General features: G+C 65.9%; 20 protein-coding genes. 10 read left to right on the top strand and 10 right to left on the bottom strand.

What is annotated here, in order from left to right; genetic code table 11:
- The first annotated feature begins 267 nt into the window (after positions 1-267).
- Positions 268-1473: an iron-containing alcohol dehydrogenase gene (locus tag K9F62_02625; protein UJX43109.1), complete on the top strand. Its 1206-nt coding sequence runs from the start codon at positions 268-270 to the stop codon at positions 1471-1473.
- Between the two features lie 82 nt (positions 1474-1555).
- Here the strand turns inward: K9F62_02625 and K9F62_02620 are convergent, their stop codons facing one another.
- The 4 genes from K9F62_02620 to K9F62_02605 form a co-directional block, all read right to left on the bottom strand.
- A complete protein-coding gene (locus K9F62_02620) occupies positions 1556-2863 on the bottom strand; it encodes a hypothetical protein (GenBank protein ID UJX41613.1) in 1308 nt (435 codons plus the stop codon).
- A gap of 2 nt (positions 2864-2865) precedes the next feature.
- A complete protein-coding gene (hemC, locus tag K9F62_02615; protein UJX41612.1) occupies positions 2866-3798 on the bottom strand; it encodes a hydroxymethylbilane synthase in 933 nt (310 codons plus the stop codon).
- A 120-nt stretch (positions 3799-3918) separates the two neighbouring features.
- Positions 3919-4158 (bottom strand): zinc ribbon domain-containing protein, encoded by a 240-nt coding sequence (locus K9F62_02610; GenBank protein UJX41611.1) that lies wholly within the window; start codon positions 4156-4158, stop codon positions 3919-3921.
- Between the two features lie 43 nt (positions 4159-4201).
- The gene (locus K9F62_02605; GenBank protein UJX41610.1) at positions 4202-4816 is read right to left on the bottom strand and encodes a D-sedoheptulose 7-phosphate isomerase; all 615 of its coding nucleotides are present in this window, start codon (positions 4814-4816) and stop codon (positions 4202-4204) included.
- Positions 4817-4980: 164 nt separating this feature from the next.
- On the opposite strand from K9F62_02605, the gene K9F62_02600 reads away from it, so the two are divergent.
- The 6 genes from K9F62_02600 to K9F62_02575 all read left to right on the top strand — a co-directional run bounded on the left by K9F62_02600 (position 4981) and on the right by K9F62_02575 (position 10825).
- On the top strand, positions 4981-5511 hold the full coding sequence (locus K9F62_02600; GenBank protein ID UJX41609.1) for a shikimate kinase: 531 nt from the start codon (positions 4981-4983) through the stop codon (positions 5509-5511).
- On the top strand, positions 5508-6104 hold the full coding sequence (locus K9F62_02595; protein ID UJX41608.1) for a hypothetical protein: 597 nt from the start codon (positions 5508-5510) through the stop codon (positions 6102-6104). Before K9F62_02600 ends, K9F62_02595 begins: the two co-directional genes overlap by 4 nt.
- Positions 6105-6129: 25 nt before the next feature.
- Complete coding sequence (locus K9F62_02590) at positions 6130-6666, top strand: hypothetical protein (protein UJX41607.1); 537 nt, start codon at positions 6130-6132, stop codon at positions 6664-6666.
- Positions 6667-6891: 225 nt separating this feature from the next.
- Complete coding sequence (locus tag K9F62_02585) at positions 6892-8175, top strand: hypothetical protein (protein UJX41606.1); 1284 nt, start codon at positions 6892-6894, stop codon at positions 8173-8175.
- Between the two features lie 665 nt (positions 8176-8840).
- Positions 8841-9665, top strand: coding sequence for a nitrogenase iron protein (nifH, locus tag K9F62_02580; GenBank protein UJX41605.1), 825 nt, complete (start codon positions 8841-8843; stop codon positions 9663-9665).
- 188 nt (positions 9666-9853) lie between these two features.
- Entirely contained in the window at positions 9854-10825 is a 972-nt protein-coding gene (locus tag K9F62_02575) for an efflux RND transporter periplasmic adaptor subunit (GenBank protein UJX41604.1), read from the top strand.
- 419 nt (positions 10826-11244) lie between these two features.
- Here the strand turns inward: K9F62_02575 and cobT are convergent, their stop codons facing one another.
- Together cobT and K9F62_02565 are read right to left on the bottom strand one after the other, a co-directional pair.
- On the bottom strand, positions 11245-12309 hold the full coding sequence (gene cobT, locus K9F62_02570) for a nicotinate-nucleotide--dimethylbenzimidazole phosphoribosyltransferase (protein UJX41603.1): 1065 nt from the start codon (positions 12307-12309) through the stop codon (positions 11245-11247).
- A 10-nt stretch (positions 12310-12319) separates the two neighbouring features.
- Positions 12320-13654: an ATP-dependent 6-phosphofructokinase gene (locus K9F62_02565; GenBank protein ID UJX41602.1), complete on the bottom strand. Its 1335-nt coding sequence runs from the start codon at positions 13652-13654 to the stop codon at positions 12320-12322.
- A gap of 103 nt (positions 13655-13757) precedes the next feature.
- On the opposite strand from K9F62_02565, the gene K9F62_02560 reads away from it, so the two are divergent.
- The 3 genes from K9F62_02560 to mnmE all read left to right on the top strand — a co-directional run bounded on the left by K9F62_02560 (position 13758) and on the right by mnmE (position 17496).
- Positions 13758-14756, top strand: a complete 999-nt coding sequence (locus tag K9F62_02560) for a glycosyltransferase family 1 protein (protein ID UJX41601.1) — start codon at positions 13758-13760, stop codon at positions 14754-14756.
- A 123-nt stretch (positions 14757-14879) separates the two neighbouring features.
- On the top strand, positions 14880-16085 hold the full coding sequence (locus tag K9F62_02555; protein UJX41600.1) for a PLP-dependent aminotransferase family protein: 1206 nt from the start codon (positions 14880-14882) through the stop codon (positions 16083-16085).
- A gap of 13 nt (positions 16086-16098) precedes the next feature.
- Positions 16099-17496, top strand: a complete 1398-nt coding sequence (gene mnmE, locus K9F62_02550) for a tRNA uridine-5-carboxymethylaminomethyl(34) synthesis GTPase MnmE (GenBank protein UJX41599.1) — start codon at positions 16099-16101, stop codon at positions 17494-17496.
- A gap of 6 nt (positions 17497-17502) precedes the next feature.
- Here mnmE and K9F62_02545 read toward each other — a convergent pair whose 3' ends face one another.
- The 4 genes from K9F62_02545 to K9F62_02530 form a co-directional block, all read right to left on the bottom strand.
- Positions 17503-18345 (bottom strand): hypothetical protein, encoded by an 843-nt coding sequence (locus K9F62_02545; protein ID UJX41598.1) that lies wholly within the window; start codon positions 18343-18345, stop codon positions 17503-17505.
- A 44-nt stretch (positions 18346-18389) separates the two neighbouring features.
- Positions 18390-19472 carry an NAD-dependent epimerase/dehydratase family protein gene (locus K9F62_02540; GenBank protein ID UJX41597.1) on the bottom strand — a complete coding sequence of 361 codons (1083 nt, stop codon included), beginning with the start codon at positions 19470-19472 and terminating at the stop codon, positions 18390-18392.
- Between the two features lie 291 nt (positions 19473-19763).
- On the bottom strand, positions 19764-20831 hold the full coding sequence (locus K9F62_02535; GenBank protein UJX41596.1) for an NAD-dependent epimerase/dehydratase family protein: 1068 nt from the start codon (positions 20829-20831) through the stop codon (positions 19764-19766).
- Between the two features lie 45 nt (positions 20832-20876).
- Positions 20877-21812, bottom strand: a complete 936-nt coding sequence (locus tag K9F62_02530; GenBank protein ID UJX41595.1) for a glycosyltransferase — start codon at positions 21810-21812, stop codon at positions 20877-20879.
- Positions 21813-21861 lie beyond the last annotated feature (49 nt).

Below are 21861 nucleotides of genomic sequence, written 5' to 3'. Positions count from 1 at the left end.
ACGGGTCATTAATTCCCAGGTGCGGCAGGGGGGTGTTTCTTCTTTACCCATGGGCGCGAATCCCCGGCTGGCGGCTGTTGGCGCGCCTGCGGGAGGGGCTGGTGGGGGCCTTGCCGGGCGTTGCGGGAAGGGTTGTCTTGGCCTGGTGTGCTACGTTTTGGATAACACATTGCAATAATTTGCGAATCACGATGGCACGGGAATTGATGCAGAGAAACCCGGCGTGCCGCGCCAGGCATGGCCGGACCCGAACCGGCGAGGCGGATCATGGGCGGCTGGGAAGGAAAGATCGATATCCACAAAGTTTTTGTGCTGCGGCCGACGGCACCGAGGATCACCTGCGGTGTCGGGGCGCTCGGTGGCCTGGACGATATCCTGGCCGACATGGCGGCCGCGGGTCGGGACAAGGTGCTCGTGGTCACGGACGCCACGGCCTACTCGGCCAGCGGGGCCTGGGATACGGTCCGGCCCATGCTCGAGCGCCATGTGGCCTTCGAGCATTTCGACGGGGTGCGGCTCAACCCCACCTTCTCCAGCTGCGAGGCGGCGGCGCGGCGCGGCCGGGACATGCAGGCCAAGGCCGTGCTGGCCATCGGCGGCGGCAGCGTCATCGACACGGCCAAGGTCGTGGCCGTGCTGCTGCGCCATCCCATCCGGGGCGCGGCGGATTTCTGGGAAAAGGGCGTGCCCGTCACGGCCGCCGCTCCCATCGTCGCGATCAATACCGCCCACGGCGGCGGTTCGGAATGCACCGCCCTGGCCATGGCCCCGACCGACGGCGAGCACCGGCCGGCTTTGCGTTCGCCCCTGCTCTATCCCGTCTACGCCATCGAGGACCCGGCGCTGACGATCTCGCTGCCGGCCCGGCATACCGTCTCGTCGACCATCGACGCCATGACCCACGCCCTGGAGGCGGCCACGGCCGTCGGGGCCTCGCCCTACGCCGTGGCCCTGGCCCGGGAGGCGGTGCGCCTCATCGCCGCATGCCTGCCGACGGCCATTGCCCAACCCGGTAACCTGGCCGCCCGCTACTGGCTCATGTACGCCTCGGCCATCGCCGGCATGGGCTTCGACGGCGGCATGCCGCATCTGCCCCATGCCCTGGAGCATGCCATGGCCGCGCTTTGCGCCGACATCCCCCACGGCGAGGGCCTGGGCATGCTGCTGCCGGCCGTGCTGCGCGCCCTGTATCCCGCCGCGCCGGAAATCCTGGCCGATATCCTGGCCCCCATCGCCCCGGAACTGACCGGCGTGCCCGGCGAGGCCCGCCTGGCCGTGGACAGGCTCAAGGAATTCTTCGTGGCCGTGGGGCAACCGACGGGCATCGGGGGCTATTTCACCGGTGCCGACGTGCCGGCGCTGTCGCGGCTGGTGCTCAAGTCGTCGCTGGCGCGCATGCTGCTGCCCTATTCCCCGGTCCGGGCCGACGCGGATCTGGTGTCCCGCCTGTTCCACCAGGCCCTCGAATCGTAGCCGCCTCCCGCTGTCGCTGTGGTCGGTGTCGCCCCCGAAATGCTCACCGGCATTTTGGGGGCGAGGGCTTGCGTTCGGGCAACTACCTGGGGATGTTGGCCAGTCCCACCCAGATGAAGGAATAAAACGAGAGGAGCAGCATGCCAATGGCCAACGGCAGGGTCACGGGCAGGGTGCGGTCGGCGGCCTTGGCGAAGCGGGCCAGCAGCATGCCGGCCATGGCCCCGATGGGGAAGAGGTAGCGCCCCTGGGCCTGGAAATCCGCGACCCACGAGTGCCAGGTGGACTGGAAGATGGTCAGGCCGGCGAAGACCAGAAAGGTCATCACGGCCGCAGTGCCGCCCGGGCCGCCGCGCATGATGAGCGCCAAGGCCAGGGCCCCCATGAGCGCCCACAGCAGATAGGCGATGTAGCGGTAGAAGATGTAGGGCGCGTAGATCTTCATGTAGTCGTACACGCCAAATGACGTGCGAAAGGACCAGATGTGCCAGGTCCAGATGCTGAAAAGCTGGGGATAGGTCAGGCCCTGGTCGCGCATGCGCAGGCCCCAGAACTGGGTGCCCGCTTCCTGGGACGAGGGTTTGTAGTCATCCCGGGCGTACTTTTCGGCGTTTTGCGTGGGCACTTCGGGCCGCACCGTGCGGTTGACGTAGACGTTGTAGCCCCAGCGCGCCCCGAAAAGCGCTCCGGCCAGGAGGAACACCACGGCGGCGTTTTTGGCCGCGGCGCGGAAGTTGCCGACGGCCCGGCCGCACACCCCGAAATAGGCCAGCAGAAAGCCGGCGAAGACGTAATAGTTCTGCTTGGAGATGCACACCATGCCGAGCAGCGCCCCCAGCCACAGAAGCCGCCGGAAGTCGCGATCATGCAGGTCGAGCGGCAGGGGAGAGACCGGCGGGTCGAACCCGGCCGCGATGAAAACCATGCAGAACGTCAGGAAAAAGGGAAAGGCGTCTCCATTGAAGTAGCTGAAAATATACCATATTTGTGGCGTTATAAAAAGCGGCACAAAGGCGATCTTGCGCTTGTCCGGGAGCCGCAAGAAAAGCGCCATCAGGATGGCGAAAAGGAAGATGTTGAAAAAGCGCAGGGCCAGATAGTCCTTCCCCACCAGGGGCAGGACGAGCCGGGCGAATTTGCCGGCGAAAAAATACACCACGTCGAGCTGCTGGAGGTAGGTGACGCCGTAGTTGCTGAAGGTGTGGGCCAGGCGCGGGTCGTCCAGGGCCGGAAAATCCCAGTACTGGATGAAATAGCGCCCGGCGTTGATGTGGTCCAGCTCGTCGGGGTGGGCGTTCAGGCGGCTCTGGACGGCCATGGTGCACATGCAGGCCAGGATGGCGGCGCACACCAGGGCGAACAGGCCGTTTTTGAAGGCGGTTTTGGCCATGCTCAGGATACGGTTTTGTAGACGGCGTCCAGGATGGCCCGCGCGCCCATGGCCAGCACGGAGTCGGCCAGCCGCTTGCCCAGTTCCACCGCGTCGTCGCGGGTGCCGGTGGCCACGTCGCGGAAGGTGCGGCCGGTTTCCGGATCGGCCACCAGCCCGTCCAGGGAGAGTAGCTTGCCGTCGATGACGGCATGGGCGGCGATGGGCACCTGGCAGCCGCCTTCCAGACGGCCCAGGAAGGCCCGTTCGGCGGCCACGGCGTCGCGGCTTTCGGGGTGGTCGAAGAAGGCCAGCATGGAGGCGGTTTCGCGGTCGTCGCGGCGGTACTCGAGGCCGAGCGCGCCCTGGGCGGCGGCGGGCAGAAAGCGCGGCGGGCACAGGCGCTCGGATTTGGGCGCGGTGATCCCCAGCCGGTTGAGCCCCGCCCGGGCCACGATGATGGCGTCGAACAGGCCGTCTGTGAGCTTGCTTACGCGCGTATCCAGGTTGCCGCGCAAATCGACGATAACGAGGTCCGGGCGCAGGGCGGTGAGCTGGGCCTTGCGGCGCAGGCTGCTGGTGCCGACCTTGGCCCCCTTGGGCAGGGCGTCGAGGTTGTCGTAGGCCACGGAGAGCAGCATGTCGCAGGGGTCCTCGCGTTTCGGCGTGATGCCGACCACGAGCCCGGCCGGCTGTTCGGCCGGCACGTCCTTCATGGAATGCACGGCCAGATCGGCCCGGCCGTCGAGGAGCGCCTCCTCGATTTCCTTTACGAAAAGCCCCTTGCCGCCCACCTTGGCCAGGGGCACGTCGAGGATCTTGTCCCCCTTGGTCTTGATGGGGAGCAGGTCCACGGCCAGGCCGGGATAGGTTTCCCGGAGCCTTGCCGCGACGTGATTGGCCTGCCACAGGGCGAGTTTGCTGCCGCGTGTGGCGATGACGAGTTTATCGCGCATGCGCTGTCCGGACGCCTTGGGAAGCGTCGGTTGGGCCGGCCCTGGCGGACGTTTCGGGTCCTGCCGGGGCCGGCCTGGTTGCCTGTCGGGGATCGCCTCAGTGGCGCAATCGCAAAAACACTAGTGGCAGGTGGCGCAGCTGCCGCCGGAGCAGCCGGCACAGCCGCCGCCCGAGGAGGCGGACGTGGCCGTGCGCGCGCCGGTCTGGCCGGCACCGGTGCGGGTGCGGCAGGTGGACATGAGTTTTTTGGTGTCGGTGGAGGCGCACTTGGGGCAGGGCGGACATTCGGTGGCCGTGCTGGAGACGATCTCCTCGAACTGGTTCCCGCACTTCTGGCAGGTGTATTCGTAAATGGGCATAGGCTAAGGCTCCTTGAACTATGAGGCGGGTGGCGGCCCGGGATTATCCCGCGTCGAGATAGGGGCCGAGTTCCACCACAGCCTCGAAAAGATAATGGTCGGTCAACTTGCAAAGCAGATGGCCGATGGCGATATGGACTTCCTGGATGAGCGCCGTGCGTTCGTGGGGCACGAGCAGGGCCATGTCGCAAAGCGGCACGATGGCCCCGTTGCGGCCGGCGAGCCCGACGGTGACGCAGCCTTTTTCCCGGGCGGCCCGAAGCGCCGCCAGCACGTCGGGGCTGTTGCCGGAGGTGGAGATGCCGACCACCACGTCGCCGGGCTGGGCCAGGGCCTGGACCTGCTTGGCGAAGACCAGGTCGAAGCCGTAATCGTTGCCTATAGCGGTAAGTATGGACGTGTCCGTGGTCAAGGCCAGGGCCGGCAGGGGCGGGCGCTCCAGCTCGAAACGGTTGACGAATTCGGCGGCCAGATGCTGGGCGTCGGCGGCCGAACCGCCGTTGCCGCAAAAAAGAATTTTGCCGCCCCGGGCCAGGGCCACGGCCACGGTGCGGGCCGCCTTGTCCACAAGGGCCGCGTTTTCGGAAAAAAAACGCGCGCGCAGGGCGTTTGCTTCCTCGGTATAGGCGGCGATCAGCCGCAGGGTCGTTTCCGACATGGATTCTCCCGTAGGTCGGCGACGTCGGAAAACGTCGCGCCCGCACCTTCTTAGCCAAAGGCCGCCTCCCTGACAACGTTGGCGTCGACGGCAAAGGCCGGCTTTGAAATCGGCGGGAAAAAGGCTAGGGTCCCTTTCGCCGCAACGGCGGCCGACGCGGACCCATGCAACCACCTTTGTTTAGCCGGATATCGGATGAGCGCTGCGTAAGCCTCATCGGCATGGCCGGGGCGGGCAAGACCACCCTGGCGACGCTGCTTGCCCGACGTCTGGGCTGGGCCAGCCTCGATACCGACCGGCTCATCGAGGCCACCACCGGCGAGCGTCTGGCCGATCTGCTTGCGCGCCTGGGGCTTGCCGGCTTTCTGCGCCTGGAAGAGGATGTGGTGGCCGGGCTTGGCGTCAAGCGTTGCGTGGTGGCCACGGGCGGCTCCGTGGTGTATTGCCCCCGGGCCGTGGCCCGGCTGCGGGCGAGCGGGCCGGTGGTCCATCTTTCCATCGATCTGCCCACGTTTCTTGCCCGGGTGGGCGACCCCGGGGCCCGCGCCTTCGTGGTGCCGGCGGGATTGACCCTGCCCGACGTCTATGCCGAACGCCAGCCGCTGTACGCGGCGGCGGCCGATGTGACCGTGACCAGTTGCGGCGTCACGCCCGAGGCGTGCGTCGAGGAAATCCTCAAAGGAATAGCTTCGTGACCGTATCGTTTCCCGCTTCCCGCAGGCGGACCGTTTTGGCCAAGTTGGCCACGCTGTATGCCGACATGGACGCGGCCTACGCCGCCGCCGCGGCGGCCGCCGGCCTGTCCTGCGAGGGCTGCGCCGAAAATTGCTGCGTGAGTTTTTTCCAGCACCACACGCTCGTGGAGTGGCTCTACCTGCACAAGGGCCTCGACGCCCTGCCGGCCGAGCGCCGCGAAGCCTATCTCGGCCGGGCCAGGGAGTATGTGGCGGCCGCCCGGGAGGCGCTCTCCCGCGGCGAAACGCCGCGCATCATGTGCCCGCTCAACGACGACGGGCTGTGCGGGATCTACGGGCAGCGGCTCATGATCTGCCGGCTGCACGGGGTGCCCAATGTGCTCATCGGCGGCATGGGCGTGCGGGAATTTCCGGGCTGCGAACCGTGCCAGCGGCTGGCGGCGGGAAATCCGAACCTCAAGGCCATGGACCGCACGCCGCTGTTGCGCCGTCTGGCCGGGCTGGAGATGGAGCTTTGGGGCAGCAAGGCCGGCCGGCCGCCCAAGGTGGACATGACCCTGGCCGAAATGATGCTGCGTCGGCCGGGGGAGTAGGGCTTCAACCGGAAAGGGAGGAAATATGACGTCTCCACGCCGCTTGGCGGTTGCGCCGCGCGTATTGGCCGCGATGATTCTCACCGTGGCGATGCTCACCGGCTGCTCCAGCCTTTCCGTGTCCCACCTCGAGTCGCGCCCGGTCATCGCCACCGCGCCCACAAGCATCACCATGAAATTCTGGCGCTTCGAATTTACCGGCGCGCTCTCCGGCGACGCCTACGTCATTCACGGCCGGGCCACGCCCATAACCTCCAGCCTGCCGCCCTGGGTCGACCGGCTGGAGGAACTGACGCTGACCGCCTACCTGCGCGATCCGGCCGGCAACGTCCTGGCCAGCGCGGAAAAAACCTTCAAGGCCGTGCCGCTCGGGCCGGACGCGGTCGTGCCCTTCGCCTTCACCCTGGCCCCGGCCGACCAGGCCGCCGGCAATTACGGCATCTCCTTCGGCTACAAGGCCCTCTACGGATCAAGCTCCGCCCGCAACGCCCTGGGCGCGTCCGTGCCGCCGCCGGCCGGCAGCGTGTTCTTCGCCGGCGAAGGCGCGGTGCTCAAGGAGTAGGAGTAGGGGGAGGGAAGAGTAGGAGGGAAGAGGGTGCGAGAGGGGAAACCCTTTTGCAAAGGGCCGTAGCCCCTCTCGCGCTCTCCCCTTCCCAAACCTTATTATTGGTAGAACTGTGGAACAGGGAACAACCTGTCTCCATTGAAAGTCTTTGGGAAGGGGGTCCGGGGGAAACCCTTTCTACAGAAAGGGTTTCCCCCGGCTTCCTTTTCGACTTACCTTATTATGAAACGATTTCTTCGCATCGGCGGCATCGTGCTGCTTGTGGCTGTGCAGGTGCTGCTGGCGTGTTATATCGTCGACTTCGTGTTCCGCGATTATGAAAAGGAGCATGTCTATTCGTATGCCTCCAGGGATGCCGCCAGCTATTCCCTGGAAAAAATGCTGCTCAACGACGTCCACGGCGTGGTCGCCAAGCGCAAGCCGGCCGGCGAGTATCGCATCCTGGTCTTCGGCGACTCCTACACCTACGCCGTGACCAAGCCGGAATACGGCTTTTGCGCGGTGCTGGAAAAAAAGCTCAACGCCATGGGCCTTGGCCGCACGTTCCGCGTGGTCAATCTCGGCTTCCCCTCCATCTCCTTCCCTGACTATCTGGAGCGCTTCGCCTTCTGGACCCAGGCCCTGGACTACGACGCGATTATTTTCAACGTCTATTTCGGCAACGACTTCAACGACGTGCGCAATACGCCCTATGACCCAGCCGCCTTTGCCGCGCGTCTGGCCGACGCCTGCCGTCGCGGCATGGCCTACGGCCCCTACACCCTGGTGCCGCATCAGTACCCGTTTCGGTTCATGGATTTCGTCAAGGCGCAGGTGCTGTTCAAGCTGCAAAGCGACAAGGCGCTACGCCGGATGCTCTTTTTGCCGGACCTCGATGCGCTGGGCGTGATGCCCGACAAGGTCGACCCGCGTTACAGCTCGCTTCTGCCGCTCACTCCGGACCAGATGGCCTCGGAAATGCGTTCCAGCATGAAGCCGTATTATAAAGACACCATGTTCGCCTACAAGAATGACCTGCCCTGGTATGCGCTCTTTCTGGCCACGGCAGCCAAGGTGGCCGGCACGGGCAAGCCGGTCATGGTCATGCTGTCCCCGCCGGAATGCGCCGTCTCGCCCGAAGTCGGGGCCAAGGCGGCCCGCGCTCTTGGCGAGGACCCGGCCAAGGCGGATAGCGGCCTGCCCACCCGCGTCACCCGCGAGCTGGCCCGACAGGTCGGCCTGCCCCAGGACGACATCTACGACCTGACGCCCTGTCTGGCCGGCGACACGCCCGAGGGTAAGCGGACCTACACCGGCCGCGACACCCATTGGAGCCCGGAAGGCAACGCCTGGGTGGCCGAGCTTTTGGCCCGTCGCGTCGCCGCAAGCTGGTTCGGCCGCAAGGCGGACCCCGCCGCCTGTGCGCAAGGGCAGCCGGCCTTCGAGCCCATCCCCGCCGGCGAGCTGCCGCCTCCGGCCACAATCGAGGGGCTCGCCGGCTCCATCGTGGCCGGTTGCCCGCGCTGAGCCGGCAAGAAGCGCATTTTCGCCGGCTCCATCGCCAGGGGCGGTCCCCCCCGTCCGTGGCCCTTTCAGGAGGGGGGCAGGTTTTACCTACCAAATTGTCGCTGTTGGTACGAAAACGTGGGGAAAACGTGTCCCCTGGGCGGGAGGCGAAAAGGTAAATCGGCCTGATCCGGCCATGTTTCTGGGAAAACGTATTTTGGCACGGAGCTTGTAATAATTCGTGCGACCCCAGTTTCCAGGGAAACGGCCGGATGGGGCGTCCTCCTCCTGGCCGGCCGATATCCCGCTCCATTTTCAGTGTTGGCTTTTAGGTCCCGCGTTTGGTGGCAAGAACGACGTTGCACGGAGCAGCGTCGTTTTTGTTTTTTCTGTTGTATTGGAAGAGATGAAGGAACACTGGTTTTCATAAAAAGGTGTTCATTCGTTTTTGAAGTTGTGTTATTACAGAGCGACAATTTTGTTTTTACTGTTTTTACAATATTCGTGTCTGTACGCAGGGTAGCGTTGCATAATCACGGTACAATTTGGAAATGGTACGGCAAGTGCTTCATGCCGAGCGCTTCTTGCAGGGGGGCGGTTTGCGGAAGGGGCGAAATGCGCGCGCTCCTTCCGGGACCGCCGGATACCAAAAGACCTTCAGCATCAAGAGACCGGAGGATCACTGCATGCGAAAGATCGCCATCTACGGCAAGGGCGGCATCGGCAAGTCCACCACCACCCAGAACACCGTGGCCGGTTTGGCCGAGATGGGCAACCGCGTCATGGTGGTGGGCTGCGATCCCAAAGCCGATTCCACCCGTTTGCTGCTCGGCGGCCTGCAACAAAAGACCGTCCTCGACACCCTGCGCGAGGAAGGCGAGGACGTCGATCTCGACGACATCCTCAAGGTCGGCTACCGGGATACCCGCTGCACCGAATCCGGCGGCCCGGAACCGGGCGTGGGCTGCGCCGGCCGCGGCATCATCACGTCCATCAACCTTCTTGAACAGCTCGGCGCCTACCAGGAAGACAAGCAACTCGACTACGTTTTCTACGACGTCCTCGGCGACGTCGTGTGCGGCGGTTTCGCCATGCCCATCCGCGACGGCAAGGCCGAGGAAATCTACATCGTCTGCTCCGGCGAAATGATGGCCATGTACGCGGCCAACAACATCTGCAAAGGCATCGTGAAATACGCCGACGCCGGCACGGTGCGCCTGGGCGGGCTCATCTGCAACAGCCGCAAGGTCGACAACGAGCGGGAGATGATCGAGGAGCTGGCCAACCGCCTGGGCACCCAGATGATCCATTTCATGCCCCGCGAAAACCAGGTCCAGCGGGCCGAGATCCACCGCAAGACCGTCATCGACTACTCCCCCGAGCATCCGCAGGCCGACGAGTACCGGGCCCTGGCCGAAAAGATCCACAACAACGAAATGTTCGTGGTGCCCAAGCCCATGTCCATCGGCGAGTTGGAAAAGCTGCTCATCGATTTCGGCATCGCCAACTGACGCCGCAACAGGCTCCAGTGTGTTTCGCGCCGGGGGGCGGGCCGCCTCCTTCGCCCTCCGGCCGATTTTTCGCCGATCCTTCCCGCCCCTTTACGGAGCCGGCATGATGGGGTAGCCCCCAAAAAGCCGGGAAAGAACTTCCATGCCCGGCCACATCCGCGCATCGTCGCCGATGGAGGCGCTCCCCCATGCTGCAACGCCTGCTCCTGCTGCTTGCCGCCGCCGCCATGATATTCACCGGAGTCTGGTGGCTCTATACCGGCGGCCATATCCCCCGGAGCGTCAGCCCGCCGCCCCCCTCCGTCGTGGCTCCGGCCATGCCGCCAGCCCCTTCGCCGGCCCGACCCGCCCCCGGTTCTCCGGCGGCCTGGATCGCCTCGCCCGGCGAAGTGGAACCCTGGTCCGGGGAAATTCGTCTGGGCTTTGCCAGGGAAGGCATTATCGGCGCGGTTGACGTGGCCGAGGGCGACACCGTGCAACAGGGGCAAATCCTGGCCCGACTGGCCGGGGAGGAATATCAAGCCCGGGTCGCGGCGGCCGGACAGGCCCTGGCCGCAAGCGAGGCCCGGCTCGACGACCTGCCGTCATCCGCCGGCAAGAAAGAGCGCCAGGACGCCAAAGCCGCTGTCGACGCCGCCAGGGCCGCATTGGTGGCCGCCCAGGCCCAGGCCGAAAAAGCCGTGCTGCGTTCGCCCATACACGGCCTCGTGCTGCGCACCTTCCGCCGGCCCGGCGAGGTCGTCTCCCCCTCTCGCGACACCCCGGTCCTGACCGTCGGCGACACAAGCCGGCTTCGCGTGCGCGTCGCCGTGCCCGAACGCGACATCGCCCGTCTGGCCGTGGGCCAGCGCGCCGTCCTCATCCCCGAAGCCTTTGCCAAACACCGCTTCACCGGCGTCGTCTCCCATCTTGCCCCCAGCCTGCGCGGTCCCCAAGACGCCCGCTCCCTCGACGTCGTCATCGATCTCGACGGCACGCCGCATCTCCCCATCGGCTTGGCCGTGCAGGCCTACATTATCGTGCGTCCCGGCGGGGAAAAGGAGCTGGAGCAGGAGATGCCGCGAGGGGAGAAGGAGAAGCGGGGCGCTGTCCTGGAGGGCAGCAGCAGGGACAGCAGGGACAGCAGGGGCTCCGCCCCTGGACCCCGCCGGGGGACTTGATGTCCCCCGGACCCCCTTTTACCGGGTTGGGTTGGCGGGGTGGGATTGGGGGCAGGTGGGTGGTGTTGTTGGGCGGCGGGACGCCGTATGTTTGTTGCCGCAATCGGCCCGGCGGCACGAGGCGCTTCGCTCCTCGACGCCGGACACGATTGCGGCAACAACCGCGCCAGCGGCGAAGCGCCGCATTTTAAGAATCCATTCTTTCTGAATGTCGCCCCGCAGGGGCGACCGGCGTGGTGGAGGCGGAATTTGTTCGGGACGAGCCTGCCGCGCAAGCGGCGGCACCGTCCCGGAAAATTCCGCCTCCATCTTCACCCAACCGTTTCCCGACACGCCATCCCTCCCCCGCCCGACCAGAGCCGAGAAGGGGGGACCGGGGGGCCCGTGGCCTCCCGGCGGGGTCCGGGGCAGCGCCCCGGCTAGCCTTCGCTGACGCCGGCGGCGGCGAAGGTGGCCATGTTGTTGTAGACGTTGGCGCTGGCGCGCATGAGGAAGATGGCCAGGGCCGCGCCGGTGCCTTCGCCGAGGCGCAGGCCGAGATCGAGGAGCGGTTTGTGGTCCAGGGCGTTCATGATGGGGGCGTAGCCGGGTTCGGCCGAGGCGTGGCTGACGACGGCGTAGTCGGCCACGTAGGGCGCGATGGCCCGGGCGGCGACGTAGGCGGCGGTGGAGATGAAGCCGTCCACGGCGATGGGGAGTTTGTTGGCGGCCGCGCCGAGGACGAGTCCGGCCAGGCAGGCGATTTCCAGGCCGCCGAGGGCCGCCAGGATGGCCACGGGGTCGCCGGAGTCGATGACCTCTTTGTGCAGTTCGAGGGCCTTGGCCACGACTTCGGCCTTGCGGCGCACGCCGGAAGCGTCGAGCCCCGTGCCTGGGCCGGTGACGGTTTCCGGGTCGAGGAACAGGTAGGCACAGAAAAGGGCTGTGGACGGGGTGGTATTGGCGATGCCCATGTCGCCGGTGCCCAGACATTTGACGCCTTCGGCGGCGGCCTGGGCGGCCAGGGATGCGCCGAGGAGCAAGGCCTTGGTGCAGGTTTCGATGGTCATGGCCGGGCCGGTGGCCAGGTTGGCGGTGCCGGAGGCGACGCGGGAGCCGGCGAAAAGGGGATGGGGCGGGAACGGGTCGCCCAGGCAGCCGGCGTCGACGACGCGGATATCGATGCCGGCGGTATTGGCCAGGACGTTGATGCCCGCGCCGCCGGCCAGGAAGTTGGCCACCATCTGGCGGGTGACTTCCTGGGGAAACAGGCTCACGCCTTCGGCGGCCACGCCGTGGTCGCCGGCGCAAACGTAGATGCGGGCCGGGTCCACGGTCGGGGCTTTGCCGCCGGTCATGGCGAAGAGGCGCTGGGCCAGTTCTTCCAGGCGGCCGAGGCTGCCGCGGGGCTTGGTCAGACTGTCGAGATGGGCCTTGGCGACGTCGAAAAGGGCCGGGTCCACCGGCCGGATGGCGGCCAGGACCTCGGGCAGGGTCAGCGGCATGAGGGCTCCTTTAGGGTTGATCGGTCTGGGCGGCGAAGCGCGGCTGGCCTGTGGAATCCAGCACGGCCTGCCAGTACTCGGAGTTGATGTCGATGTGCTTGCGCTCGCGGGTGACGAGCGACAGCGGGACGTGGACGTAGTGGTCGTTGACCGATCCGATCATGATGCCGGTCTTGCCGGCCATGCCGGCGTGGACGGCCAGACGGCCGAGGAAGCCGCAGTAGACGGCATCGGCGGTATTGGCCGGCACGGCGCGCACGATGTAGCTCGGGTCGATGGACTTGAGCGTGATGGGGAGCTTTTGTTCCTTGAAATGGCGTTTGATTTCGCGGGCGAAGAGGCCGCAGAAATCGCCGAGCACCGGGTTGCCCGAGGGGTCGAAGCGGCCGGTTTTGGGGATCAGGTGCTGGCCAGCGCCTTCGGCGGCCACGATGACCGCATGGCCCCGTGAACGCAGACGTTTTTCCAGCACCTCGAGCACGCCGCCCGGGCCGGTGAGGGAGAAGGGCTCCTCGGGCACGAGCACCATGTTGACGTGTTTGAGCCCCATGCTGGCCTCGGCGGCGATAAATCCCGACTGCCGGCCCATGAGCTTGACCAGCCCGATGCCGTAGGGCGCGCCGAGGGCTTCGACGTGGGCGCAGGCGATGGACTCGGTGGCCTGTTCGGCGGCGGTCAAAAAGCCGAAGGTGCGCGAGACGAAGTGGATGTCGTTGTCCACGGTCTTGGGGATGCACACGATGCCGATGGCGAGGTTTCGGGAGGCGATTTCCGTCTGTATGGCCAGGGCGGCCCGCATGGTGCCGACGCCGCCGATGAAGATGCAAAAGCCGATGCCGAGGCGTTCCATGGCGTCGACGATTTCGTCCACGGGCTGGGGCCCGCGCGAGGAGCCGAGCACCGTGCCGCCGAACTGGTGGATTTCGGGCACGTTGTCCGGGGAGAATTCCAGCACGTCGTGGCGGCAGGCCGGGATGAAGCCGCGAAGGCCGTAGCGGATGCCGAGGGTGGCGGCCGCGCCGTACTGGTGGTGGGCCTCCATGACGATGGAACGGATGACGTCGTTGATGCCGGGGCAGATGCCGCCGCAGGTGACGATGGCGACCTTGGTCTTGTGGGGCGAAAAGAAGATTTTCTGTCGCGGCCCGGCTTCCTCGAAGAAGACGGGAACCTGTCCGTCGCAGGAGACCGAGGCCCGGGTGATGCCGACCAGCACGGCCGCGTCGTCGGGCACGAACGTGCCCACATGCTTGGGGCTGTCGCAGGCGGGTTCGCCGAGGGTTGTCACGGCGGTCTCCTCGGGGGTCAGCGCCAGGTCGGGTATGGCATCCTTGTTGTTGCGCATGGCGACTCCTTGCGGCATCACGGCTGCATAACGCGGCCGCTTTTGGTGTTAGCCTTTTGAAACCGGGCCGGCAACCATGCGCCGGCATTCAAGGATAAACCTCGTGGAACGCACGTTCGTTTTTTTGCCGCCGTTGCGCGCCGTTTCCGGCGGGTTGGCGGTGCTGCTCGATGTGGCCGGGGCGCTTTGGGCCATGGGCCGCGAGGTCAGGCTGGTGTTGCGCGAGGCCGGGGCCACGCCGCTGACGCTGCCGGCCGACATCCCGGTGGTGTCCCTGACCGATGCCGGCATGGGGCCGGGGGACGTGTATCTCGTGCCCGAGGGCTGGCCCAACGCCCTGGCCCCGGGGCTTTCGGCCGGGGTGCGCTGCGTGGTCTACTGCCAGAACTGGGCCTATCTTTTCAACGGCCTGCCCGAGGGCGTGACCTGGGACAGGCTGCCGGTGACGTTTCTGGCCGTGTCCGATCCGGTGGCGCGCTATATCGAGCGGGCGCTCGGCGTCCTGCCGCCGGTCTTGCGCCCGGTCATCGATGCGGCCCGGTTTTATCCGCCCCAGGCCAGGCCCGCGCCCGCTCCGGTGCGCGTGGGGTACATGCCGCGCAAAAACAAGGGGCTCGCCGGCATGATCCGGCGGATGGTCGAAGCGCGTGCGCCGCGTACCGGCATGCCCCTCGAATTCGTGCCCATCGACGGCCTGCCGCCGGACGGGGTGGCCGAGGCGATGCGCTCCTGCCATGTTTTTCTGGCCACCGGGTTTCCCGAGGGCTGTCCGTTGCCGCCGCTCGAGGCCATGGCCTGCGGCTGCGTCGTGGCCGGGTTCGCCGGGTTCGGCGGGTTCGACTACATGCGTCAGGCCGGCGCGGGCGGCTACGCGCCGGATGTGCCGCTTCGTGACGTCCCCTGGGGCGGGAACGGATTTTACGCGGCGGACAATGACGTTTTCGGGGCAACGGCCTATCTGGAGGCGGCCTGCTTACTGTGGCTCCAGGGCGGCGGGAAGCTGGCGACGGTGCTGGAAAATGCGCGGCTGACGGCGGCGGCGTATGGGGCGAAGGCACGGCGGGAGGCGCTCTTGGCGATAGGAGAGGGCTTTGGCGACTGAAAAAAATCTTTCATCTCCAAGGACTCCGGTCTAGTATGCCGCGACCGGCCGTGTCTGGCGGCCCGTCGCCCCGCCTTTTATCCGCCAGACCCGGCCTCCACTTGCACGCAGGAGGTCCTACCAGTGCCCGCTTTCGCCAAACGCATGTCCCAGGTGCGCCGTTCGTTCATTCGGGAAATCCTCAAAGTCACCGCCGATCCGTCCATCATCTCCTTTGCTGGCGGACTCCCGAAGCCCGACCTTTTTCCCATCGGCCCCATGGCCGACGCCGCCGCCCGCGTATTGGCCGAGAACGGTCCCGCCGCCCTGCAATACTCCGTAACCGAAGGCGAGCCGGAACTGCGGGAATGGATCGCCGCCCGCTACAAGGCCCGCAAGGGCATGGACATCGATCCGGCCAATATCCTTATCACCACCGGTTCCCAGCAAAGCCTGGATCTCATCGGCAAGGTGTTTCTCGACCCGGGCGACCTGCTCGCCGTGGAGTTGCCCGGTTACATCGGGGCCATACAGGCCTTTTCGCTGTTCGAGCCGGAATTTGCCGGCGTGCCGCTCACGCCCCAGGGGCCGGACATCGATCGGCTGACGGAACTGCTGCTTACCCGGAAAGCCAAGATGTTTTACGCCGTGCCCAATTTCCAGAACCCCTCGGGCATGACCTACAGTCTGGCCGCCCGGCGGGCCGTGGCCGAGACGCTGCGCGTCTCCGACGCGGTTTTCGTGGAGGACGATCCCTACGGCGAGCTGCGTTTCGCCGGCGAGCCCATGCCGCCGGTGTCGTCGTTTTTGCCCGGCGGGGATGCCTTCCTGCTCGGCACGTTTTCCAAAATTGTCGCGCCGGGGCTGCGCCTGGGCTGGGTGGCGGCCACGTCGGAAGCCCTGCCCAAGCTCGTCACCGCCAAGCAGGCTTCCGACCTGCACAGCTCCACCTTCGTGCAGCGGGTGCTCGTGCGCTACCTGGCCGACAACGACATCGACGCCCATATCGCCAAGATCAAGTCCGCCTACGGCGCGCAACGGGACCTCATGCTCGAGCGCATCCAGGCGGAATTTCCCGAAGGCGTCACCTGCACCGAACCCGAAGGCGGCATGTTCCTGTGGGTGACGCTGCCCGAGGGCTGCTCGGCCTTTGCCCTGTTCGACCTGTGCATCAAGGAAAAGGTGGCTTTCGTGCCGGGCGGGCCGTTTTTCGTCGACGGCGGGGGCGAGCGGGCCATGCGGCTCAACTTCTCCAACGCCGACCCGGACCGCATCGTGGAGGGCATCGCCCGCATGGGGCGCGGTATAAAGGCGCTTCTGGCCAAGACCAGCTGTGCCGCCGTCGCGTAGGGAAAGCGTCGCCATGCCCGCCAGCCGCCTTCCGGGCGACACCATCGCCGCCATCGCCACCCCGCCGGGGCGCGGCGGCGTCGGCATCGTGCGCATAAGCGGCCCGCTGGCCAAGGCCGTCGCGACAAAGCTCTTCACCGCGGCCCGGCCGGATTTCGCCGGGCTTAGGCCCTATCGGCTGCACCACGGGACCGTGCATGACGCTTCGGGCCGGGTGCTCGACGAGGTCATGGCGGCCTTCATGCCCGGTCCCGGGAGCTACACCGGCGAGGACACGGCGGAAATCTTCTGCCATGGCGCGCCGGTGGTGCTGGCCGCCGTCCTGGCCGCCGCCTGCGCGGCCGGGGCGCGGCCGGCCGGGCCCGGGGAATTCACCAAGCGGGCCTATCTCAATGGTCGGCTCGACCTGTCCCAGGCCGAGGCCGTGGCGGAACTGATCGCCGCGCGCGGCGAGGTGGACGCGGCCCTTGCCGTAACCCGCCTTTCCGGCGGCATGGGCGAGGCCGCCCGGGAACTGGGCCGGGCGCTTGGCGAGCTGCGGGCCGGGGTCTGTCTGGCCGTGGATTTTCCCGACGAAGAAGTGGAGTGCCAGCCCAAGGAGGCCTTTGCCGACGGGGTTGTGGCCATCATGGACCGCATCGACGCCCTGCTTGCCGCCGGACGCCGGGCCAGGCCTTTTCGCGAAGGGGCGGTCGTGGCGCTTTTCGGCAGGGTCAACGCCGGCAAGTCGAGCCTTTTCAACGCCTTTCTGGGCACGGACCGGGCGCTGGTGGCCGATCAGCCGGGCACGACCCGGGATTATCTGGAAGAGGGGCTCGACCTCGACGGGTTGCCCGTGCGCCTGACGGACACGGCCGGACTGCGCGAGACGCCGGACGCCGTGGAGGCGGCCGGCAAGAAACGCGGCCGGGACAGGGCCGGCCGGGCGGACCTGGGGCTTTATGTCGTGGACGGCGCGGCCCCGTACGCCCCGGACCCCGAGGCCGAGGAACTGTTGGCGCTTCTTGGGCCAAGGCGCGTGCTGGTCGTGGTCAACAAGGCCGATCTGCCGGCGGCCGGGCCGGGGGCGGCCGAGGCGCTTCGGGCGCGTGGCCTGGAGACGGTGGCCGTCTCGGCGCGCACGGGTTTCGGCTTGACCGGGCTTTTGACCGCCATGCGCGAGCGCCTGACCGCCGGTGACGGGCTGCCCGAACCGGGCGCCACGGCCCCCAATGCGCGCGAGGCGGCAAGCCTCGAGGCCGCCCGGCTGGAGCTGGCGGGGCTTGTGGCCGATATCCGGGCGGGCGTGCCCTACGATCTGCTGGGCGTGCGGCTCGAAACCGCCGCGGCGCTTGTTTCGGACATCACCGGCGAGACCACGCCAGACGACGTACTCAATGCCGTCTTCTCGAAATTCTGCATCGGCAAATAGACAGCCCTACCGATCCAGCTTGTCGCGGATTTCCTTGGCTTCGGCCATATTCGGGTCCTGGTCCAGGGCGCGGTTGGCGTAGTCGTAGGCGTCGTCCTTGCGGTTCCACTTGAGGTAGAATTTGGCGATGTTGAGAAAGGTCTTGGGGTGGCCGCCGAAAATCCTGATCGCCCCCAGGTAGAGCTCCTCGGCCTTCTTGAATTCGCCCATCGAATCCCAGGCGTCAATGCCGAGCCGCCAGGCCTGCTGGTCGTTGGGAAAACGCTCGATGGCCAGGGAAAACATCTCCGCCGCCTCGGTCAAAAGCCCGGCTTCCATAAACAGCGCGCCCACGTCGCGGATGACGCCTTCTTCCGCGCCGAACGTCTCCGCCACCCGCCGCAGATAGACCTTGCCCTTGGGAAAACTCTGTTGGGCCAGATGCTCGCGGCCCAGCCGCAGCCACTCTTCCTTCTGGGTGTCGTGGCGCTTGGTGATGCGTTCCTGGTCGCGCCGCTCGGCTTCCTCCATTTTGAGGCGCAGGGCGGTCAGCTTCTTGACCAGGATGATCTCGTCGCCGGCTTTGTAGCGCAGAAAGGGGGAAGTGGTGATGCCGATGCGTTGCAGAAACGCCAGCACCCGGGGATGGCGGCTGAAATCGTCGCACATTTCCGCGAAAAGCAGGTCCACCTCGGAGCGGCCAAGCCCCAGGGCCGCGCCGGAACTCTTGATGCCCAGGGCGTCGTTGGCCGCGTCGATGCAGCGATACAGATCGTCGCGCCGCAGATAGCCCCGGGCGCGGCTGATGTTTTCACGAATCGTACGCGCATCCGCCAGCATGCGCGTACGATCGACCTTGCGATGCATCATGGAGCCTCCCCTTGGCCGTAGCGCGCCTCGAGGAGGCCGCCGTGCTACAACCCTGCCAGCGTCTTCAGGCTTGCTTCTTGCTCGCGGACCCAGGCCAGCAGGTCACGCAGGATGGTTGCCGCGTCCCGTTTCGGCTGCCAGCCGAAATCGGCGGTCACGCGCCGGTTGTCGCCGATGTAGATGGCCAGATCGGCCGGGCGGTTGACAGGGTCCTGACGGATGGCGATGGCGTTGCCCGTCATTTCCTCGCACAGGCGCGTGGTTTCCAACAGCGACAGACTGGAAAATGTCCCGCCGCCGACGTTGTACACCTTCCCCTTGGCCTTCTCAAGGTCGCCAAGCTGTATGTCGAGCAGGTCAAAGAGGTCGTCGACGTGCAGCAGGTCGCGCACCTGCTTGCCCAGCCCGCCAAAGCCGATGTAGGACAGGTTGCGCTTGAAGTGATGCGCCTGCACCCACAGGGAAAAGACGCCCTGGTCCACCTTGCCGAACTGCCAGGGGCCGGCGATCACGCCGCAGCGGTTGATCACCGCCCGCACGCCGTACATGGCCTCGTATTCGCGCAACACGAATTCCGAACACAGCTTGGTGGCCCCATACATCGACTTGGGGCCGTTGAGGTCGAAATCGATGTCCAGGCCGGCCGAGGACCAGCCGCGCGGGCCGTCGGCGCAGTCCCAGACAAACCGCGACTCCGCTTCACGCACCGGGATGGCATTGATCGGATCGTAGGGATAGACGCGGCTGGTGGAGAGAAACACCACGTCGGCCGCGTTCTTGCGCGCCACCTCCAGGCAGTTGATCGTGCCCGTCAGGTTGGTGTTGATGAGGTACTTGGGCGAGCCGCCGAAACCGGCCAGCACCGAAGGCTCGGCCGAACACTCGAGCAGCACGTCGATCTTGTCCGTAAACTCCATGTCCTCAGGATTGCGGATGTCGCCGTGCACGAACCGGATGCCCTCGGCCGCCAGACGCGGCACGTTGAACTCCGAGCCCCGGCGCTTCAAATTGTCCAGCACGATGACCGTAAGCTCCGGATACCGGCGCTTGAAGGACACGGCCAAATTGCTGCCGACAAACCCGGCCCCGCCGGTGACAAGCATCGTCTGGTACTTGGACATGGACATGGAATGGAGACTCCTTTTGGGGATTGAGGAACCGGGGGAGGGAACCTTTTTTTGCAAAAAAAGGTTCCCTCCCCCGGACCCCCACCCTCCCAAAAAACTCTTAAAGGGGGTGCGACGATACGGCTGGGAAGGGTGTCGGACATCCCTTGTCGCGGGGCGGTTTGGAGGCCGGCGTGCTCGGCGCGAAGCGACGTGCGCCGCCGGCCTCCAAACCGCCCCGCAAGAAGGGGGGACCGGGGGGCCCGTGGCCCCCCGGCCGCCGGAGGCATCTTCTCTTATCTTCTTTCTTCTCTACTCGTGCTCGACGACGTCTTTCTGCGTCTCGTAGATTTCCTTGAGGATGGTCGGCACGTTGTAGGTGATTTTCCAGGTGGGGTAGTGCTGCTCGAACTTCTTGAGCCCGCTGATCCACCAGATATGGTCGCCGATGCGGTTGTCGTCCTGGTACTCGTAGTTGAGCTTCTTGCCGGAGATCTGCTCGCAAAGGGCGATGGCTTCGATCATGGAGCAGTTGGAGTAGGGGCCGCCGCCCATGTTGTAGACCTCGCCGACGCGGGGCTTTTCGAAGTAGTGCCACAGGCTGTTGACCAGGTCGTGGGCGTGGATGTTGTCGCGGACCTGTTTGCCCTTGTAGCCGTAGATGAAGTACTTCTTGCCGCTGATGCAGCAGCGCATGAGGTAGGACAGGAAGCCGTGGAGCCGGGTGCCGGAGTGGGCCGGACCGGTCAGGCACCCGCCCCGGAAGACGCCGGTGTGCAGGCCGAAGTAGCGGCCGTATTCCTGCACCAGCACGTCGGCCGCCACCTTGGACGCGCCGAACAGGCTGTGCTTGGTGTGGTCGATGGACATGGTCTCGTCGATGCCGTCCTTGTAGGCGTGGGACGGGTCGATTTCGAAGCGTGTCTCTTTTTCGATCAGCGGCAGGTAGTTGGGCGTATCGCCGTAGACCTTGTTGGTGGAGGTGAAGATGAAGACCGACTCGGGGCAGTTCTTGCGGTAGTTCTCCAGCATCGTCAGGGTGCCGTTGGCATTGACGGTGAAGTCCATGAAGGGGTCGGAGGCGGCCCAGTCGTGGGAGGGCTGGGCGGCGCAGTGGATGACGGCTTTGACGTCCTTGCCGTAGCGGCCGAAAATCTTGGCAATGGCCTCGTTGTCACGGATGTCGGCGTCGTAGTGGGTGTAGTTCTTGTAGGTGTCTTCCAGGCGCTTGCGGTTCCAGGAAGTGTCGGCGTCCTCGCCGAAAAAGGTCTTGCGCAGGTTGTTGTCGATGCCGACGATGTCAAAGCCCTTTTCGCTGAAGAATCTGACGGTTTCCGAACCGATCAGGCCGGCCGAGCCGGTAACGATGGCGACTGCCACAGGAGTTCTCCTTTTGACGGATTGGGTGCGCGTCCCGGGGACGGCTTACGCGGTTCCGGCCTGGCGTGGTCTTCTGGCCAGAAACATCGCGCCCACGAGAAAACGCAGGAAATACATGCCGAAGGCCTTGCCCGGATGGGAAAGAAGCCGTCGGTAGCGGCCTTGTTCAACAAAAACGCCAAAAAACCGATAGCCCAGGCCGTACTGACGACGGACATCGGGGTCCCGACCGGTCCATTTGGCGATATAGGCCTCGGCGCTGCCTGTGTAATACGTCTTTTTCTTGAGGTAGCGCACGAGGTCGAAAGCGGCTTCGTTGTGGAAAAGAAGGGGCGTGTCCTGGCCGCTTTTTTCCTCGAAGCGGATGAGGGCCTCGAGAAAGTCTTGCCGCGGCAGGCCGGCGACATAGGCGTCCACCGCGTCGAAATCGTAGCGCGACAGGAGGCCTATGGTGCCGATACGTTTGAGCTTCTTGTCCAGATCCCAGTCCTCGGGGCCGGTCAGGGAGGTGTCGAAGCCGCCCACGGCGGCGAATGCGTCCTTGGTGATGAAGCGGGCGCCGTCGATGACGGTGCCGTCGTAGAAGCTGCGCTCGAAGCGGCGCACGGACGGAAAGTAGTCCGCGCCGAGCACGATTTCCGGAATGTGCAAGGCGACATGATGGCCGGCGGCCATTTTCTCCACGCAGCGGCGCACCACGGTGCGCGACAGGATCATGTCGGCGTCGAGAAACATGACGTAGCGCCCGCTGGCCACTTTAAGCATGCCGTGGTTGCGCTGGGCCGAGCGTTCCGGGCCCATCTCGCACACGATGTCGGCATGGCGGCCGGCGATGGCCTTGGTGTCGTCGGTGCTGGCGTTATCGACGACAATGAGCTCCAGGTCTTCCCGGGGGTAGTCCTGGGCGGCCACGGACGCCAGACAGGCGTCGATGTTGGCGGCTTCGTTTTTGGTGGTGACCACCACCGATACGCGGTCCAAGGTTAGCGCCCCCTGCCTGCGGCACGGCTGGCGTATGGACGTTGTTTCG

This window comes from Desulfovibrio sp. JY (assembly GCA_021730285.1).
Classification (GTDB): Bacteria; Desulfobacterota; Desulfovibrionia; order Desulfovibrionales; family Desulfovibrionaceae; genus Solidesulfovibrio.
Note: the sequence above shows the minus strand (reverse complement) of the source record. Positions and strands in the feature narration are given on the sequence as shown.

Coding starts and splice junctions, on each gene's coding strand:
- K9F62_02565 (UJX41602.1), bottom strand. CDS start 13,654: ATGCGCAACAACAAGGATGCCATACCCGACCTGGCGCTGACCCCCGAG.
- K9F62_02590 (UJX41607.1), top strand. CDS start 6,130: ATGACGTCTCCACGCCGCTTGGCGGTTGCGCCGCGCGTATTGGCCGCG.
- nifH (UJX41605.1), top strand. CDS start 8,841: ATGCGAAAGATCGCCATCTACGGCAAGGGCGGCATCGGCAAGTCCACC.
- K9F62_02625 (UJX43109.1), top strand. CDS start 268: ATGGGCGGCTGGGAAGGAAAGATCGATATCCACAAAGTTTTTGTGCTG.
- K9F62_02605 (UJX41610.1), bottom strand. CDS start 4,816: ATGTCGGAAACGACCCTGCGGCTGATCGCCGCCTATACCGAGGAAGCA.
- K9F62_02540 (UJX41597.1), bottom strand. CDS start 19,472: ATGTCCATGTCCAAGTACCAGACGATGCTTGTCACCGGCGGGGCCGGG.
- K9F62_02600 (UJX41609.1), top strand. CDS start 4,981: ATGCAACCACCTTTGTTTAGCCGGATATCGGATGAGCGCTGCGTAAGC.
- hemC (UJX41612.1), bottom strand. CDS start 3,798: ATGCGCGATAAACTCGTCATCGCCACACGCGGCAGCAAACTCGCCCTG.
- K9F62_02620 (UJX41613.1), bottom strand. CDS start 2,863: ATGGCCAAAACCGCCTTCAAAAACGGCCTGTTCGCCCTGGTGTGCGCC.
- K9F62_02545 (UJX41598.1), bottom strand. CDS start 18,345: ATGATGCATCGCAAGGTCGATCGTACGCGCATGCTGGCGGATGCGCGT.
- mnmE (UJX41599.1), top strand. CDS start 16,099: ATGCCCGCCAGCCGCCTTCCGGGCGACACCATCGCCGCCATCGCCACC.
- cobT (UJX41603.1), bottom strand. CDS start 12,309: ATGCCGCTGACCCTGCCCGAGGTCCTGGCCGCCATCCGGCCGGTGGAC.
- K9F62_02610 (UJX41611.1), bottom strand. CDS start 4,158: ATGCCCATTTACGAATACACCTGCCAGAAGTGCGGGAACCAGTTCGAG.
- K9F62_02575 (UJX41604.1), top strand. CDS start 9,854: ATGCTGCAACGCCTGCTCCTGCTGCTTGCCGCCGCCGCCATGATATTC.
- K9F62_02585 (UJX41606.1), top strand. CDS start 6,892: ATGAAACGATTTCTTCGCATCGGCGGCATCGTGCTGCTTGTGGCTGTG.